At 46.5% G+C, this 18,431-nt stretch carries 11 protein-coding genes; 10 read left to right on the plus strand and 1 reads right to left on the minus strand.

Going from position 1 to position 18,431, the window contains the following annotated elements; translation table 11 throughout:
• Positions 1 to 52: 52 nt before the first annotated feature.
• Positions 53 to 2,776, minus strand: coding sequence for an alpha-mannosidase (locus KCTCHS21_RS05390; protein ID WP_130605666.1), 2,724 nt, complete (start codon positions 2,774 to 2,776; stop codon positions 53 to 55).
• Positions 2,777 to 3,172: 396 nt separating this feature from the next.
• On the opposite strand from KCTCHS21_RS05390, the gene KCTCHS21_RS05395 reads away from it, so the two are divergent.
• From KCTCHS21_RS05395 to KCTCHS21_RS05440, 10 genes are all read left to right on the plus strand, one after another.
• The gene (locus tag KCTCHS21_RS05395) at positions 3,173 to 5,266 is read left to right on the plus strand and encodes a carbohydrate-binding protein (RefSeq protein WP_130605668.1); all 2,094 of its coding nucleotides are present in this window, start codon (positions 3,173 to 3,175) and stop codon (positions 5,264 to 5,266) included.
• A 346-nt stretch (positions 5,267 to 5,612) separates the two neighbouring features.
• Positions 5,613 to 6,224 carry a carbohydrate-binding protein gene (locus KCTCHS21_RS05400; protein ID WP_130605670.1) on the plus strand — a complete coding sequence of 204 codons (612 nt, stop codon included), beginning with the start codon at positions 5,613 to 5,615 and terminating at the stop codon, positions 6,222 to 6,224.
• Positions 6,225 to 6,330: 106 nt separating this feature from the next.
• On the plus strand, positions 6,331 to 7,140 hold the full coding sequence (gene srtB / locus KCTCHS21_RS05405) for a class B sortase (RefSeq protein ID WP_130605672.1): 810 nt from the start codon (positions 6,331 to 6,333) through the stop codon (positions 7,138 to 7,140).
• A gap of 110 nt (positions 7,141 to 7,250) precedes the next feature.
• A complete protein-coding gene (locus KCTCHS21_RS05410) occupies positions 7,251 to 8,252 on the plus strand; it encodes an ABC transporter ATP-binding protein (RefSeq protein WP_197726504.1) in 1,002 nt (333 codons plus the stop codon).
• Positions 8,253 to 8,259: 7 nt separating this feature from the next.
• Positions 8,260 to 9,060, plus strand: a complete 801-nt coding sequence (locus KCTCHS21_RS05415) for an ABC transporter permease (RefSeq protein WP_130605674.1) — start codon at positions 8,260 to 8,262, stop codon at positions 9,058 to 9,060.
• 1 nt (position 9,061) lies between these two features.
• The gene (locus KCTCHS21_RS05420) at positions 9,062 to 9,868 is read left to right on the plus strand and encodes an ABC transporter permease (protein ID WP_130605676.1); all 807 of its coding nucleotides are present in this window, start codon (positions 9,062 to 9,064) and stop codon (positions 9,866 to 9,868) included.
• A 113-nt stretch (positions 9,869 to 9,981) separates the two neighbouring features.
• Complete coding sequence (locus tag KCTCHS21_RS05425) at positions 9,982 to 13,098, plus strand: glycosyl hydrolase family 95 catalytic domain-containing protein (protein WP_197726505.1); 3,117 nt, start codon at positions 9,982 to 9,984, stop codon at positions 13,096 to 13,098.
• Positions 13,099 to 13,459: 361 nt separating this feature from the next.
• Positions 13,460 to 14,128, plus strand: coding sequence for a hypothetical protein (locus KCTCHS21_RS05430; protein ID WP_130605678.1), 669 nt, complete (start codon positions 13,460 to 13,462; stop codon positions 14,126 to 14,128).
• A 57-nt stretch (positions 14,129 to 14,185) separates the two neighbouring features.
• The gene (locus KCTCHS21_RS05435) at positions 14,186 to 14,395 is read left to right on the plus strand and encodes a hypothetical protein (protein ID WP_130605680.1); all 210 of its coding nucleotides are present in this window, start codon (positions 14,186 to 14,188) and stop codon (positions 14,393 to 14,395) included.
• 873 nt (positions 14,396 to 15,268) lie between these two features.
• Positions 15,269 to 18,364 (plus strand): ThuA domain-containing protein, encoded by a 3,096-nt coding sequence (locus KCTCHS21_RS05440; RefSeq protein ID WP_130605682.1) that lies wholly within the window; start codon positions 15,269 to 15,271, stop codon positions 18,362 to 18,364.
• Positions 18,365 to 18,431: the final 67 nt, after the last annotated feature.

Here is an 18,431-nt window from a genome sequence, read left to right on the forward strand (position 1 = left end):
GACAAAAGCAAACACCGCCGTCCTTAGGATGACGGTGTTTGCTTTTACTCATTTAATTCTGAAAGCCAACGGTTACGATTTGATACCCAGCAATGGGAGCCGATTCTATCACTTCGCTACTACTTTTGTCCTCTAGTATGTTGCTTACGTAAGCCTTACTATCCTTTGCTGACACTATCCTTATCTCACTTGGAGTGCCAGTCACGTTATACCACCTAGCCATCCAGTCTCCTCGCTCTTCATTTGTCTTCAGATTGGAGAACAGAACGCCTTCGCCCTCCCACCGTAGAAACTCGTAACGAGGCGGCAGAACACCTACATGAATGCCGGTTTGGCAAGGGGTCACGGGGACAGCGAATCGGTGTGCTTCCCGGTAAGCTTCGGCTCGATCGTGACCGCGGTGTGGAATGAGTGTCCACTCTGCGGAATGTGTCCCAAGACATTGTGCTTCTGGTGTCGGGAATACACCCCAGTCTCCTAGCTCTCCGACCGACCGAAGAAGGGTTATGGCAAGAGTATTCCTTCCGTCGAGCAGTGTCTCGTACTCGTTCAAACCCTTCCCGCCTATAGTCAGCCCACGATTGTCTTCATGAACGTCAACGAATGCTTGCATATGCTGACAATAGCTCGGGTTTTGCCACTCCACGGAGGGGGTGGTTTGCCGTTCAGCCACCTCGAAGATGGAGTCTGCGAAATGAGTTGTAGCTTGCACATCCGTCGGATATAGCGCACGTATCCGATGGTCTTTCGCTGGATTGTCGAAGGTAGCTTTAATATGAACACTTTTACTTAATCGCTCTAGGCTAATTCTCGTCGTAATATTTAGAGTGACCAGCTTATGCGAGCGCTTGGATTTTCGATCCATTATCGATGCCATTGTGCGAATTTCCTGCTCAAGTCTATCGTCCGCAGATTCCGGTATTTCCAAGCTTTGCTTAATTTCTAGCGTTGCCCGGTAGGGTGTATTTTCAACAATGTGAATCTGTGCTGGCCGCCCCTTCGTTGTAATGGGGATGTCATTATCTGGCTGTCTGAATATATATTCGTTGCCGATATCCCCGACATCTTCGTAATGACCCAAATCAGTAAATTGCTGACCACTGACCTTATCTAATAATGTTATTCCGCCATCAGCTTCGACAGTTAAACGCAGATTACCATTTTCAAGCGTCGTAGAACCAGTGACTAGAGTGTTCTTTAATTCAGATTGTTCATGAGAGCTATCCGCATAGGGAATCCAAGCAAAGGTAGCATAGCCCATCGCGGGCAGCACGCCTGTCTCGAAGACTAGCTTAATGGTTCTTGCCATGTAAGGCTGTCTGAACTTGTCATCTGGTAAGTCATAGCCGAACCTCACTCCCAAATCTTCAGCGGTATAATCAACCTTTTCGCCACGATGATTTATAAGGTAGCCATTAGCATGTGTTCTCTGAAGAACCTCCTCCGATACTTGAACCGGATTCTCGCTTTGCTTAAAATAACGCTTCGACCACTCGACTTCGTAGGTAATAACGGACGATCCTTCGTATCCGCTTGTATTAAAGACAACAAACGGAGTGGCTTCAGGTCCATACCCCTCGAAGGTAGTCGTATCGACCTGATTGCTCAGATGCTTCGCGCTTTCTTGCACGATTGCCTTGGCTACCTCCATGCTCTTGGCAAATCGAATTTCCATCTCGCGGTATACCTCGTCTACGCTGCAGCCACAGATGCTGTCATGGGGATGATTCTGCATAAGTGTTTTCCAAGAGTAATGGAGTAGAGCATGCGGGTAAGGCTTGCCTTCACCATAAGCAAGAGTAGCTAGAGGTTCGGCAACCTTCTCAAGAAGAGTTTGGTTTTGCTGATTTAATTGCTTAATTGGAACTCGAGCCGAAGCCGTATTTACTAAGCTGAACCAGCCATCCGTTTTCTGACCGCGTAGCTCTCCTCGGGTCACACTTAGCTTAGGTGGCAGAGAGGAGAAAACGTCTTTTATATAATCGTCGAAGTTAGAATGTATAAATTCATGCTCTGGGTATAGCTTGCGAGCAACACGCAGAGCTTCCGAGAGATTGGTCTGAACCGGCTGATGATCGCAGCCATTCATAAGCAACAGGTGCGGAGTAGAGGCATAACGGGTAGCACTCTCAATTCGGTGCGCCCAGTACGACTTGGCCTCATCGGGGTCCACGGGAATTTCCATACCGTTGTTATACCAATTGGCAAACAAGATGCCAAGTACCTGAGAGCCATCTGGTGCTTCCCAGATTAACTCAGAGAAAGGGGATTCCAGATTAGCATCCTCCCCAACCTGGTTGTTAAAGCCTGTAGCTTTGACACCCCGACCGAATACGGCGTTATTAATACCAGCCTGCTTAAGAAGCTGAGGCGCTTGCCCCATATTGCCGAATGAATCAGGAAAGTAGCCTAGCTTGGACACAGGGCCGAAGGCAGCGGCATCGCGATGGCCGACCTGAAGATTTCTGACATTGGCTTCGCTGCTTGTCAGAAATTCATCCTGAAGGACATACCAAGGACCCGCCGAAATTTTTCCTTCCTGACACAACCGCTGCAGCAGCTCTCTTTTTTCCGGGTACACCTGCAAGTAATCCTCCAACACAATGGTCTGTCCATCTAAATAGAAGCTGCGAAATTCTGAATCGGATTCAAAAGTGTCGAGCAACGCATCCATTGTTTGAATGAGCTTAACGTGATGAGCTTCGTATGGCATATACCATTCCCGATCCCAATGGGTATGGGAGATAACGTGGATGACCTGCTTCGGCGTGTTCATGGGGGTGCCCCTTTTCTGTGAGTGAAATTGGATATACGCGGTAATTGTAAGGGAGAGGGCATCTGTTAAACAATGAGAGAATAGTAAACTTTATGGTGTGATCTTGGCGGTTGAAAATTATCCATCATATTGGATAGGATTTGCTTGGTAAATTTTAAGAATGACTCATATCCATTTCGGAGGGTGGTATTATACGATTTTTGGGACAGGCAACCCCTTTCATGAAAGCCCTTTCAATTAAACGTTAGAAGGGAGGTGATGGTGGGACCAAATGGCACGGAGTATGGCAGTAAGTCGTTGGCGGGAGGGAGGAGGAGGGATTAGTTTAGGGATTATTCTCAAAGGTTTAGGATGGTTTTCTTGGTCAGATCAAAAAACCGAGGAGGGTATTTATTTATGCGAACCTTTCATTCTTTATCGAGAAAAAATGTTACGATTGCGTGCATCCTCATTGCGGCTCTGCTTCTTACCCCATTCACATTGTCCCCGTCTATTGCATCTGCAGCATCGGCATTTAATCAAATTGCAGTGTCGAGTTACAGCAGCCAGTCTGGTATCCAGCTCGAGGCTTCCAGTGAAGGCGGACAAAATGTTGGATTCATTGATAATGGCGATTATATCGCTTTTACTAACATGGACTTCGGTAGCGGAGCTAATTCCTTTCAAGCTCGTGTCGCAAGCAATGCAAGCGGCGGTAATATTGAAATTAGGCTGGACAGCTTAACAGGTACACTCGTAGGAACCTGCGCCGTACCCGGAACGGGCGGCTGGCAGAACTGGACAACACAAACGTGCAGTCTAAGTGGTAGCGCGAGCGGCGTGCATACGTTGTATTTGAAATTCACAGGAGGAAGCGGAAATCTCTTTAATATTCTATGGTTTAAATTTGCTGGCGGTCTATCAGCCTTCAACCAGATTGAAGCGGCCACATACAGCAGTCAATCCGGTATTCAAACAGAAGCCTCTAGTGAAGGTGGGCAAAATGTCGGTTGGATTGATAGCGGTGATTATCTTGCTTTCTATAGTGTTGATTTTGCTGGGGGAGCGAACTCCCTGCAAGCACGGGTTGCCAGCAATACGACTGGCGGCAACATTGAAGTAAGGCTGGACAGCTTGAGTGGCACTCTTGCTGGAACCTGTACCGTGCCCGGAACGGGCGGCTGGCAAAATTGGACGACCATAACGTGCGCTGTTGCCAACGTGACGGGGGTTCATAATCTTTATCTGAAGTTCACTGGAGGGGCAGGTAACTTATTTAATATTAAATGGTTTAAGTTCAGCAATACGACTCCAGTTACCGGAGGTGATGTCGTTGGTAAGCTGTTCGCAGGATATCAAGGCTGGTTTAGCGCTGCCGGTGATGGCTCACCGAATGGAAGCTGGATCCACTGGTCCAAGAACAGCAATGCACCGACCGCTAATTCGAATGTGAATTTCGAGCTATATCCGGACATTAGGGAGTATTCGAAGCTGTATCAGACGAATCTTGCGAACTTCGGTAATGGAACCCAAGCTAAGCTATTTTCCTCATATGATCAAGAAACGGTCAACAAGCACTTTGAATGGATGCAGACTTATAATATCAGCGGAGCAGCCCTGCAGAGGTTTGGAGCCGATGAAAGTGATACTCCGAACAATTGGAAGACGAACAGAGATAACGTTGCAGTAAAGGTTAAGAACGCCGCAGAAGCCTACAATCGCAAGTTCTATGTTATGTATGATATTACAGATATGAATGCGAGCAATTGGGCAAAAGCGGTTAAGCACGATTGGACGACGAATGTTGTGAACAATATGAAGTTAACGAGTTCTTCCGCTTATGCCAAGCAGAACGGGAAAACGGTCGTTTGCATTTGGGGTATCGGCTTTACCGATCGTCCTGGCACAGCTGCCGAGCATGCTGATTTAATCAATTGGTTCAAAAACCAAGGCGTGTACGTGATCGGTGGTGTTCCGACTTATTGGAGAACAGGCAACAATGATTCCAAGGCGGGCTTTATGAGCGTATATGAGTCGCTTGATATGCTTTCGCCGTGGTTCGTTGGACGCTTCGGACGCAACGGCCTCAGCGATGTGGACGCGTATAAGACAAACCAATATGGGCCGGATTTTACGTATACTCAGCTTCGTAACATTGCTTACCAGCCGGTTATCTGGCCGGGCTCTGCATGGTCGAATATGACGGGTGGACCACGGAATGAGAACCCGCGTCTTCATGGGGATTTCATGTGGAGACAGGCATACAACATGAAAGATCTAGGAATTAACACGGGATATGTAGCTATGTTCGACGAGTATGATGAGGGTACAGCTATTGCGAAAATTGCCGAGAATAGCTCGATGATCCCGACTAATCAATACTTTCTAACCTTGGATGCAGATGGTGTTTCCTTATCATCTGATTTCTATCTTCGGTTGGCAGGGGACATTAACAGACTGTTTAACGGACAAATTCCGTTGACGGTTAATCATCCTACGAGCCATCAGTAGAACGTAAGGAAGCGGCTCTCTGGTCAGTTCATTGACCCGGGAGCCGTTTTTTCTTGTTAAGAATAAAAAAGGATAGCAATATACCGGAAAGTTTAAAAACACCTCATGTTGAAGTTCTGGTAGAAATTATAAGATAACCTAGAAAATCGAAAATAAAGTCAGAGGGCATGAATAAATGAAAGCACTTACAAATAAGTGGTCGGTAAGGAGGTGGTAGGCTAGACCTCGGGAAAATTTTCGTCTCGAGGTAGCGGGCGGTACCGCAACCTAGTTCATGCAAGGGGCGAAAGCTCGAAAATGCAATTCGAAATGGTCATTCGTACTTAAACTAAAAGGAGTGTAGAAAATGAAAAAATCTATGTTGGTTCTATCAATGGCATTGGTATTATTCTTATGCAGCTCAGCGTTAGCGTTTGCGGCTATTAACCCTTACGGTAAAATTGCGCCAGCGGACAATTCGGAGCTTAACAGTGATTCGGGTAAATTCTCCGATGGTAAGGGTCCACGTGTTGAGGAAAATGAGAACAAAAACCTGGGATACATTATCGCAGGAAACTACGCGAAATTCAGCGGCGTAGATTTCGGTGCTGACGGAGCAGCGAAGGTTAAGATTGAACTCGCGACCCCGAATGCAGGAGGCTCGGTTGCTTTCTTAGTAGACGATCCTAAGGGTACACCTTTTGCTACTGTTAAATATGATCCTACAGGAGACTGGCAGAAGTATCAGTGGTTTGAAGCTCCAGTAACAGGACTAACAGGTGCACACGATCTTTACGTTGTATTCATTGAAGGCGACATTAACGTTCGTGCCGTTCAATTCGAAGCAGCTGGTGGCGGCGGAGCGGCTGCTGCTAATCCGGCGACAGGTGATAACGGCGTTATGCTTTATGTGATGCTAGCAGCCGGTGCTGCTGCAGCAATGTTCCTGTCCAGGAAGACATTCGCGAAGCAGCAATAAACGGTTCAATCCTGCTAACTGCATATTATTCGATGACAAGCGGAAGTCCCGAAGCCATGATGATGGCGGAGGGACTTCCCTTTGTAGACGAAAAGGTGAGGTCTCAATGAGGACAATATACGATAGGTGGATAAGAAAGAGTGTGTTTGCAGTTGGGGCAATTGTGCTTCTATTTTCCATGGTTAAGGTAGGAGCTTACTTACAGGACGGTTATAAGAATCGTAAAACCTATGCGGAAATTAGGAATGTTTACTACGAGCCTGTTAGGGTACAACAGCTTTCTTCACTACCTAAGCCGTCTGAGCCAATAGCTCAACCTCAACCCTCAACTGCACCCCTAGAGAAGAAATTCAATGTCAGGTTCACGGACTTAGTAAAGAGGAATGAGGATATCGTAGGCTGGATTACAATCGAGGGCACGAGAATCGATTACCCCGTTACGCAAGGGGAGGACAATGAGTTTTATTTGGAGCATGACGTTAACAAGGAAGAGAACGTGGCTGGCAGTATTTTTATGGATTATAGGAATAATGTTGGGGGATTTAATCGGAATTTTATTATTTATGGGCACGACATGAAGAACAAGACGATGTTTGCAGATTTAGTAGGCTATGAAAGCAGATGGAATTTTGAAAATAAGGCGACTATCGAATTCGATACCATCTATGGAACCGGAAAATGGATCATTTTTTCGGCTTATACGACGGATTCTTCATTCGATTATATAAAGACGGATTTCGCATCAGATGAGGAGTATGGTGCTTTCTTAAATGAGGTGAAGGAGAAATCTCTTCATCATTCGGACGTAGAGGTGAGCTCTAAGGATACCATTCTTACTTTGTCCACATGCTCCTCGGCTTTCGAGAATGCACGCTTCGTCGTTCACGCTAAGCTTATAGATCAGAATGGAGATTAGCTAGGAAAGAACGGGAAAATTCAATATCACCTCATTAAGAATCGCGTGTCATTTCTATAGACTTGTAAGTATCTTCATTATCTATTTTCTCAGTGTAGCGAGGTGTAGCTTTGGCTTTCATAACCGTTGAAACATTAACAAAGCAGTTCAAGCGACAGATTAGAAGATCAGGCTCTATGGGCGCGTTTAAGGATTTCGTGGCGCCGCGGTATGAATTAAAGGAAGCGGTAAGAGACGTTAGCTTCCAGATTAACAAGGGAGAGATCGTTGGCTACATTGGACCTAATGGAGCAGGGAAATCCACGACGATTAAGATGATGGTTGGCATTCTGGTACCAACAGCCGGAAGGATAGAGATCGGTGGGCTGGCCCCCTATGATAACAGATTGGAAAACTCTCGAAAAATCGGTGTTGTTTTCGGGCAACGGACGCAGCTGTGGTGGGATATTCCAGTTATCGAAACCTACAAGCTCATGCAGTATATTTATAAAATTTCCAATGAGCAATATGAGCATAATATTCGTCAATTTTCTGAAATTCTAGGCATCGACGAATTTATGTACACGCCTGTCAGGCAGCTAAGCCTCGGTCAACGTATGCGTGCGGATTTATGTGCAGCACTGCTGCATAATCCCGAAATTCTTTATCTAGACGAACCAACCATTGGCTTGGACGTTGATGTAAAGGAGCGTGTACGAGGGTTTATTAAGGAGGTGAACCGAACTCGAGAAACGACTGTCATTCTTACTACACACGACACGTCCGACCTCGACAAGCTTTGCTCAAGAGTGATGGTCATTGACCAGGGAGAGCTTATGTATGACGGTGAATTGGACTATCTCAAGCGTAACTATTCCAAATGCGACATTTTGACCATAGAAACAGAGAGTGAAATGCCTGAGCAATGGCTTCGGGAGAGATTTAATGATGCATATACACGTGAAGGACGGAAGTGTCACATTCGTATCGAGCAGGAGCAGGAAAGCTCAGCTGATTGTATTGCATGGTTCATTCATAACAGCCGGGTTAAGGACGTGCAAATCCGTCAGACCGATATCGATGAGGTGATCCGAAACCTGTACCAAACCTTCAAGCAAGCAGAGCGGGAGTAGTGATGTTATGAGGCTCTATCGTGAAGTGATTGTTAGATCGTTCCAAAGCCATGCGGCCTATCGAATGGAAGTGTTCACCAAGATCATATCCTGCTTGTTCGCAATACTAATCCAAACCGCGATATGGCGAGCGTTGTACGAGAGAGAAAGCGAGCATATGACCCCTCTAGGAGGCATCTCCATGCAGGAAATGCTTACTTACTCTATACTCAGCGCTTGCGTATATCTTCTGATTGGTAATTCTATGATTGACAGGCTAGGCTCCAAAATCCAATCCGGTGAGATTGCTATGGATTTGATTAAACCTATTCCTCTGACTCGATATATGTTCGCGGAATCCGGGGGGCAGACGTTGTTTCGCATGGTGTTTGAGATGATCCCCATTCTTGTCTTTGGAATGGTGCTTTATGGTTTTGTTTTGCCGTCTGTAGCTAATTTCGCCATGTTTATCCTGTGTCTGTTCAACGGAATAATCATCTATTATCTGATGTCTTTTATATGCGGGCTCTTCGCGTTCTGGTACTTGATTTCATGGCATACCCAATCTATTTTCCAAATTGTCATGGCTTTGTGCTCCGGTTCGTTGCTGCCTCTTTGGTTTTTCCCAGAATCGTTCTCTAAGGTTGTAAGCCTGCTTCCTTTCCAGCTCGTGTTCTATGGACCAATCTCTGTATTCCTGGGCAAACGAACGCTGGAGGAAGAACTGACCATTGTGGGGATGCAGCTGCTGTGGATTGGGATTCTGAGCCTGATTCTGAAAATGGTATGGGTGAAAGCATTGAGGAAGCTCGTTATACAAGGAGGCTGACATGCACGGAATCAGATTGTATACGCGATTTATAATCGTTTATTTGAAAACAAAGATAGAGTACGACCACTTCTTTGTGGTAATGGATTTTGTGCTGAACACCATATCCCCCATTATGAATGTAGCCTTGCTCTGGCTAATGCTACACCGCTTCAATAACATAGCCGGCTGGAGCTTCGATCAGCTGTTATTTCTGTATAGTCTCAGTCATCTTGCGTATATGATATGCGCCATGTTTATATGGAATCCGACGAGGGAGCTACAGGAGCTCGTGCGTACGGGTGGGTTTGATAGCTATTTAACCCGGCCGATTCATCCGATTACTTACCTCATCATGCGCCAGTTTTCTCACGGTCACTTTTTTGGCTTATTTATTTCCTTTTGCATGTTATTTTACAGTGTTAGGCAGTTGGATTTACCAGTTACTGTGTGGAGCGTCCTGAGCCTGATTTCCCTTGTCATAGGTGGGGCGTTAATCTATGGTGCGTTTATGCTCGCATGCGGGAGCTTGTCCTTCTGGTTTATTAAGACGGAATCGATTTACAATCTCGTTGTTTACGATCTTAGATCAATTACTCAGTATCCCTTGTCTCTCTATAGTAAGGCGATAAAAGCTATTTTATTATTCGTAGTTCCTTATGGCTTCGTTAACTATATACCAGCTAAGGGGGTACTGTTTCCGGAAAAAACGGTATGGCCTGCAGAGCTACAGTTGCTTATGACGCCGCTGCTTGGAGTAGTCTTGTTTTCAGCAGCGCTTCTGTTTTTCAAATTTGGGATGAGAAGGTACCAGAGCACGGGAAGTTAGGCCTAAGGTAATCTGGAAAGGAGAGGATATAGCAGTTAAATGAAGCAGGGCACAATTGTAATGGATGTTCATGAAAGCGCTATCGTAATTATCTATTATTCAAGGAGGAGTATATGATGAAGAAGACTACGCTTGGCAGAATGCTAAAGATTATCGGTGTAACTATGTTCGCTCTTAGCAGCTTGAGTATTTCGAATTCGATGATTGGCGTTGTAAGTGCTAGTCCAACAAGTCATTCTTATAACACAAGTACAGGAACATTAAATGTGGATTACGCGAATTACCTTTCCAAGCACGATATTGTGTTCAACTCTCCCGTTACCGTGCCTAAGAGTGGACTAACCGTAGGTAATGGGCGGGTTGGCGCTATGGTCTGGAATACCTCTGGAGGGCTAACGATGCAGGTGTCGGGAGTCGACGCCTCGCAAGAAGGCTTCGCTTCTCAGGGCTTAGTTAATCTCTACACCAACCCTGGATTAGATACAAGCTATTCCTCTTATCAGCAAAGGCTATCCCTATACGATGGCTTGGTTACAACCAAGTACGACTCGAATCGCACAGTTACGATTATGGGGTCTCCTAACTCAGAGGTCATCGGCATCCATGTGGAGGATTCTCGCTCCGGCGTAGCTAATGTTTCGCTGGATTTAAGCCTTTGGGACGTAAGTACGTTCAGTGGCGGAGATGTACCAGACATTAATACTTGGCGTAACGTCTCGACCTTCGCGGATCCCACTGTCGTTGGCTTGAGCCGTGGGCAGACCGATGCGAACAATTTTGGCTACACGCTTGCTGCAACCGTCGAAGGGGCAAGCTTCACGACTCAGACCGTCGATTCGAAGAAAGTTAGATTGAACATTACGCCTTCTTCCAGCTACACGATCTGGATCGCTTCTGCTAGCAGGCTCAATGCTCCTAGCAACAACTCGGTCAATCAGGCTAAGACGGTTTTGAATGGGGTCAAGACCACCGGATATACATCAACACTTGCAGCATATAAGAGCTGGTGGCATGACTTCTGGGGAAAATCGTTTGTTCAATATTCTAATACTAATGGTGATGCCGACTATCTAGAAAACTTCTACTATTTGAGCACCTACATGATAGCAGCAGGAAGTTACGGTAACTATCCGTTTCATTTTATTAACGGCGTATTCAGTGCAGTGAACGATAATGACAGCGGCAAATGGAGCAACGCCTACTGGTACTGGAACCAAAGGGATGTTTATCATTCGTTCCTAGCTTCCAACCATCCAGAAATGGTGAATACCTTTAATAACCTTTACAGCCGTAATTTTGCCGCCTTAAAAGCCTACACGATGACGAGGTACGGCATAGATGGCATTTGGGTGCCGGAGACGATGGGCTGGGATGGCAATGCGAGAGGTACAATCTATAGCGATTATACGAAGGATACTCTCTCCACAGCAGCAGAGGCAGCGCTTAATATGTATTCGCAGTACAAATACACTAACGATTCTAACTATTTAAGCAATACGGCATATCCTTTTATGAAGGAAGCTACTAAGTTCTATGCAGGGAAGCTTTCTTATAACAGCAGCACCGGAAAATATTATATGGCTTCTTCCAACGTACACGAGCAGCATTGGGGCGTTCAGAACGCGATAACAGATCTAGCAGCGGTAAGAGCCTTGTTTCCAGTTGCGATTAAAACAAGTCAGGATCTCGGGCTTGACGCAACCTTGCGCACCCAGTGGCAGAACATCTTAAACAACCTGGTTGCTTATCCGATTGATCCAAGTAACTCCGCCAAATATTTCCCACACACTCCACCGTTGTCCCAGAATCGCAATAATGAGAACGTTGTGCTTGAGCTGGCGTGGCCTTATAGTGTAAGCGGGATTGGGGCAGCGGATCAACAGATGCTCATTAACAATTACAATAGCCGGCCATACCCATATGGCTCGAACAATGTGTGGGATCCTGCTCCGATTCAAGCAGCAAGGCTCGGCCTTGGCGATGAAACCTTTAGTGGGATGAAAATAATGCTCCAGAAGTATCAGGATTATGCGAATGGTCGAACTACGAATACGAACGGTGAGTTTGAGTACATTGGCGTACACTTGATTGCAATGAATGAATCATTGCTTCAGAGCTACAACGATAAGATTCGGGTGTTCCCGGCTGCACCGAGTGATTCTACATTTAACGGGAAGTTTACTCTTCTGGCTAGTGGAGGATTCTTGGTCAGCTCCGAGAAGGAAGCTAACGAGATTAAGTATGTAGGTGTAAAAAGCTTGTATGGGAAAAATGCGACTGTTATTAACCCTTGGGGTACGCAGTCCGTGCAGGTGAGAAGAGTATCAGATAACGCGATTATCCTAACCTCGTCGGCTGGTGAGCTTAATTTCGCGACTGGAGCTAATCAAGCCTATGTCGTGGAAAGAACAGTTAAGCCTCTTGGAAATTACACCTATCAGGCTTTGACTGGAACAGTTAACAATACACTAAGATCAGCTACCTTGAATGGAGTGGTGAAGACACTTGGATCAGCCGCCGCTTATTCGGGAGCTATGCCAACCTTCTATACGAATAGCAATTACGGTGGGACGGGGGTATCCTTGCCGCCAGGCAGCTATAGCATCGCACAGATGGTAGCGGCGGGAATTCCTAACGATGATATATCCTCAATAAGGGTGCCTGCTGGTATTACTGTTGTGGCTTATGGAGATGGTGCTTTTGATGGGCCATCTTGGACATTTACGTCTGATCAGCCGAATTTGGTAAGCGTGGGATGCGATAACACGATCTCGTCCTTTATTATTACGGCAAGTGGTGGCGGTGGAGGAGGAACTCCGCCTGTCGGAGGAGCACCGATCGGCTCGACAATAACCTTCAAGGCGACGGTGAACGGAAAGTTCGTCACAGCTGAGAATGCTGGTGCGAGCGCTTTGATCGCTAACCGTGCAACGGCAGGGGGCTGGGAGCAGTTTGCTGTTGAGGATGCTGGCGGGGGAACTATTGCACTGAAAGCACAGATCAACAGCAAGTACGTCACAGCAACGAGCTCAGGGGCAGGTAACCTGATTGCCCAAGCGAGCACGATTGGGAGCTGGGAGAAGTTCCGTTGGATTGATAATGGTGATGGCACGTTCTCACTTCAATCAGCAGGCAACAACCAATACGTCTGCGCAGATAACGCGGGCGTAGCCTCCTTAATCGCCAACCGCGCAGCAATCGGCCCTTGGGAGAAGTTCCAGCTCCCTTGAAAGGGAGAGGATGAGGGCAGCAGTGGAGGAAATTACTGGCTATGGTTATGGGTGGGAATTGCAGTTATAACAAGCCTAGTCATAGCTGCAGGCATCTGGTTACTCCGCCGCTCGAAGTAGGGTATGCTGCAGGTATCTAGTCACGCCTCCGCCCGATCAGGGTATAATTGTTAATTGGAATAAAATTTGTTATGATTAGTGGAGAAATACTGATTGACTGCGAACTGACTCCGCAACTGGGTGAAGCGTCAACAGCGGACCCAACTGAAAACTTTTTTATTGAACGCGCGTGAAGCACACGCCGCTAGCTCCTTTTTATGGGAGCTGGCGGCGTTTTTATTTTATTAAGGAGGCGATGAGAATGTTTGAGAAGGAATTCGAGAATTTATTAAAGGACCAGATTAGAGGTGCAAGCGGTCAGCGTTTGGAGATGCTTCAAAGGGATTTGACGGGGACTAGAAAAATGCTAGAGGTTCTATACCCGGTGTTAGGAACCTTGGATGGGCTGATTCTTGAATATGAAATGGTGAGCTTTTCTGGGGTTAAGATATACGGCGACGTAGTTCATCTTGATCTCCGAATCTGGTTCGAGGAAGAAAACTTCTTGACTCATGCCGAGCTCATTACTAGAGATCGGTTTACTTTTGAAAGAAGCAGGGTTCGATCTGTCACTATATCCGATTATATGTATTTCCCCTACAGTCGGGACGAACTCGAGAAGAAGCCAGAATTTTGCCAGCGCAATCTGCATGAGCTACTAGCACGAACCACGAATTCACAGTATATTGAGCTTCTCAAACTCCCAGTGTATGAACGTGAGGTACTACGTTGCGCACTACTCCGTGATAAAGCATTTCTGTTAGCGGATGCCTGCGAATGGCTTAATGTAACGAAAGAAACATGCAGAAAGATACTACGAACGTTAGAGACCAAATGCTATATCAGTCTTGTCGGCGGTGGCCCACTAAGATGTCATGGTTTTATAATAACACCTAAAGGAGCTTCTCTCTTTCATCGCTTTAGCATATAGCATGCTCGGGCCCGGGGTATACGAAAAATCGAGCTGCAGTGTCTCGGGGAGGCACGAATGGATGAGATGTACGATAATTTCGAGCAACTGGGTCACGAGGAGGCACGAATGGAGGGAGATGCTCGAAATTATCGAGCAATGGGGTCACGAGGAAGCACGATTCTAGGTAGATGTACGATAATTTCGAGCAATTGGGTCATGGGAAGGCACGACTGGAGTGAGATACTCGAAATTATCGAGCAACGGGGTCACGAGGAGGCCCGGTAGGAGGTAGATGCACGATAATTTCGAGCAACGGGGTCACGAGGAGGTACGAATGGAGGTAGATGTACGATATTTTCGAGCAACTGGGTCGTGGAGAGGTATGAAAGGAGTGAGAAGTAAGATAATTTCGAGTAACTGGGTCATGTGGAGGTACGAAAGGAGAGAGATGTACGATAATTTCGAGCAACGGGGTCGTGGAGAGGTATGAAAGGAGTGAGAAGTAAGATAATTTCGAGTAACTGGGTCATGAGGAGGCACGAAAGGAGGTAGATGCACGATAATTTCGAGTAACTGGGTCATGTGGAGGTACGAAAGGAGAGAGATGTACGATAATTTCGAGCAACTGGGTCACGGGAAGGCACGAATAGAGGAAGATGTACGATAATTTCGAGCAACGGGGTCACGAGGAGGCACGAATGGAGGTAGATGTACGATAATTTCGAGCAACTGGGTAACTGGGAGGCACGAATGGAGGGTGATGCTCGAAATTATAGAATAACGTTGTTGCAAATTTAAGCTTCCTGAGTGAACTACACATATGGGTTGGCAGACAGGTATGTGTAGTTCACTCAGTAAGTCTGGAGAAGAGAAGGGTTCGTGTGCGAACGAACCACACATATGGCAGACAGGTATGTGTAGTTCACTCAGCAAGTCTGGAGAAGAGAGGGGTTCGTGCGTGAACGGACTAGTAACGATCGGATGCAGATGTACGATAATTTCGAGCAACTGGGTCAGAGTGGAGGTACGATTGGAGGGAGATAGGTAACGAGATAGGAATCGCCTGTAAACGTTAAGATTAGCTTATTTCGGTGAAAGCGCCTATTAGGTAAACTGTTGTAAATTGTTAAACTTAACCGCCGACTAAGGGAGCCGATTATGCTTACAAACACGAAAGCCAAGGTAATTTTCAGCCTATCGTTGCTTGTTATCATCTTGCTTTTATCAGGAGCCTATTACTACTGGTTTGCCTCTTCACCAACCGAGAAATCCAAAAGCTTCAAGGTGCTCGTATTTAGTAAGACGGAAGGCTTCCGCCACGATTCTATACCCGCAGGCCTAGTGGCTATCCGGCAGCTAGCGGCTGAGCACCAATTCCAAGTCGATGCCACAGAGGACTCATCGAAGTTCACAGCTGATGGGTTGTCTCCCTATGCGGCTGTCATCTTTCTCAATACGACTGGGGATGTGCTGAATGCTGAGGAAGAGGGTGCTTTTCAGTCCTATATAGAGTCTGGGCGGGGATACGTTGGTATTCATTCTGCATCTGATACGATGCATTCCTCTGCGTGGTATATGAGCCTGGTAGGAGCGATGTTTACGGATCATCCTGCTTTCGCAGCAGGAACTGTGAAGGTGGCGGATAAGGTGCATCCTTCCACTGCTTCATTGCCATCGAATTGGCAGCGATCGGAGGAATGGTACAATTTTCTGCAAAACCCAAGAGGAAATGTTCATGTTCTAGCTACCGTAGATGAGAAATCTTACATGGGCGGGAAAATGGGCTATGATCACCCAGTATCCTGGTGTCAGGAGGTTAGTGGAGGAAAGTCATGGTATACGGCATTGGGGCATGCCCCGGAAAGCTATAGCAAGGATCCCACATTTCTGGAGCACATACTCGGCGGAATTCAGTGGGCTGCAGGTCAAGCGGAGGGTGATTGCTCAGCTACTGTATATACCGACACCAATTACCAGAAGCAGGAGCTGCTAACTGGTGTTCAAGCTCCAATGGGCTTTGATTTTGCTCCTGACGGAAGAATGTTCTTCATAGAGATCAATGGGAAGGTTAAGGTGTATTCCCCGGTCACAGAATTGGCTACCGAAGTTGTTTCTCTGGACATTGTTAGCGGGAATGAGCAGGGCGTTCTAGGGATTGCACTAGACCCGGAATTCGCAAAAAATAATTGGCTATACCTCTTCTATAGTCCAGCTGGGGCGGATAATGAGGATCGAATTTCACGTTTTACCGTTAAAGGGGACAAAATCGATAAAGCAACAGAGAAAATCGTCCTTCGTGTTCCAACACAGAGAACAGAGTGCTGCCATCATGGAGGTGATTTGGAATTCGGCGCTGACGGTAACTTGTATCTGTCCACTGGTGATAATACAAATCCGTTTGCATCTGACGGATATGCCCCCATTGATGAAACGGCGGGTCGCTCGGCTTGGGATGCCCAGAGATCAGCAGGCAACACCAAGGATCTGCGCGGTAAAATATTGCGGATAAAGCCCAAGCCAGACGGAACCTATACAATACCAGAGGGGAATCTCTTCTCTGATGGCTCAGGTAGTCCAGAAATCTATGTCATGGGTACGCGTAACGCTTTTAGATTCAGTGTGAGCCCTTTTGATAATACCGTATACTGGGGTGATGTAGGACCCGATGCTGGTGTAACCACTATGTCACGCGGACCGAAGGGCTACGACGAGTTCAATCAGGCCAAGACGGCTGGCAATTACGGCTGGCCCTATTGTATAGGGAATAACAAGGCTTATGTAGACTATGATTTTGCTACGCATTCCCTTGGCAAACCGTACAATTGTGATTCTCTGACGAACGATTCACCGAACAATACCGGAGCGCGAAGCTTACCACCAGCGAGAGCGGCACTCATCTATTATCCTTACGGTCCGAGCCCTGAGTTTCCGGAAATAACGGACAGCACGGGGCGAACCGCTGCCGCAGGTCCCGTCTACAAATACGACAAGAGCAATGCTAATGAGTTCAAAATGCCTGCTTATCTGGATAAGTCACTAATCATTTATGATTTTTCTAGGCAATGGTTTAAGGAAGTCAAATTAGATGAGCAGGGTAATTTACTAAAAATTAATCCCTTCCTATCTAACATGAAATTTGATCATCCCATTTATGCGAAAATCGACAAGGACGGCAGCCTGTATATTGCGGAGTATGGAACCGGTGGCTCAGATGGGAAAATATCAAAGATACTGTATACAGGTGCGGCGGGTAACCAAGCCCCGAACGCTCAGGCGACTGCGAGTGTCACGAATGGCTTGGCTCCTCTTGAAGTTTCCTTTACGGCAGATAAGAGCTATGACACAGATAAGGATCCATTAACATTCTCATGGGATTTTAATGGCGATGGTAAAGAAGATTCTAATCTGCCTAATCCAAGCTTCATCTATAAGAAAAACGGAAATTATAATGCCAAGGTGACTGTCTCAGACAATAAAGGTAACTCATCCTCGGTCATTATCCCAATAACGGTAGGGAACAATGCGCCTGTCGTAACAATTACGTCCCCTACTAAGCGAGGCTTCTTCGCATGGGGAGACAAAATAAGCTACACGGTAACGGTCACTGATGCAGAGGATTCCACTATTGATTGTGCGAGGGTCAAGGTGACACCAGCGTTGGGGCATGATGAACATTCACATCCAAGTCCTACGCAGACGGGCTGCACAGGTACCTTCGAGACGGTCTTCAGTGATACCAATATTGAGAATACGTTCTTTTACTTGACCGCTAGCTATACCGACAATGGTGCTGGAGAAGCAGCGCCATTGACAGGGGCCTCCACGATCGTGCTTCTGTCGAAGGATCGTCAGGCTGAGTATTACGATAATTGGAGCGGTGGGAAGCTGCAGACTGAGAATACCGCAGATGTCGGGGCTGGCCGAAATCTAGGCTTTATTGAAAACGGGAGCTGGCTGTCCTACAAGGATATTAACCTCGAAGGCATAAGCGGTATTAGCGCAAGAGTCTCATCGGCTGGTTCAGGCGGAACGATAGAGGTTCGAGCAGATTCGATTTCAGGACCTTTATTGGCGACATTAAAAATTCCCGTGACGGGTGATTGGCAGAAATGGGTGGATGTTAAAGAAGAGCTGAACAATGTTCCATCGGGAGAGCATAATTTATTTTTCGTGTTCAGTGGGGGATCAGGTTATTTGTTCAATGTTAATAAATTCGACTTCATAGGAAATGGAATCGCAATGAAAACCAAATAAAGCTATAACAAAATGCCTCCAAGCCCGCACATTGGGTTTTGGAGGCATTTTAATATCACTGGGTTCC

Source organism: Cohnella abietis (assembly GCF_004295585.1).
Lineage (GTDB): Bacteria > Bacillota > Bacilli > Paenibacillales > Paenibacillaceae > Cohnella > Cohnella abietis.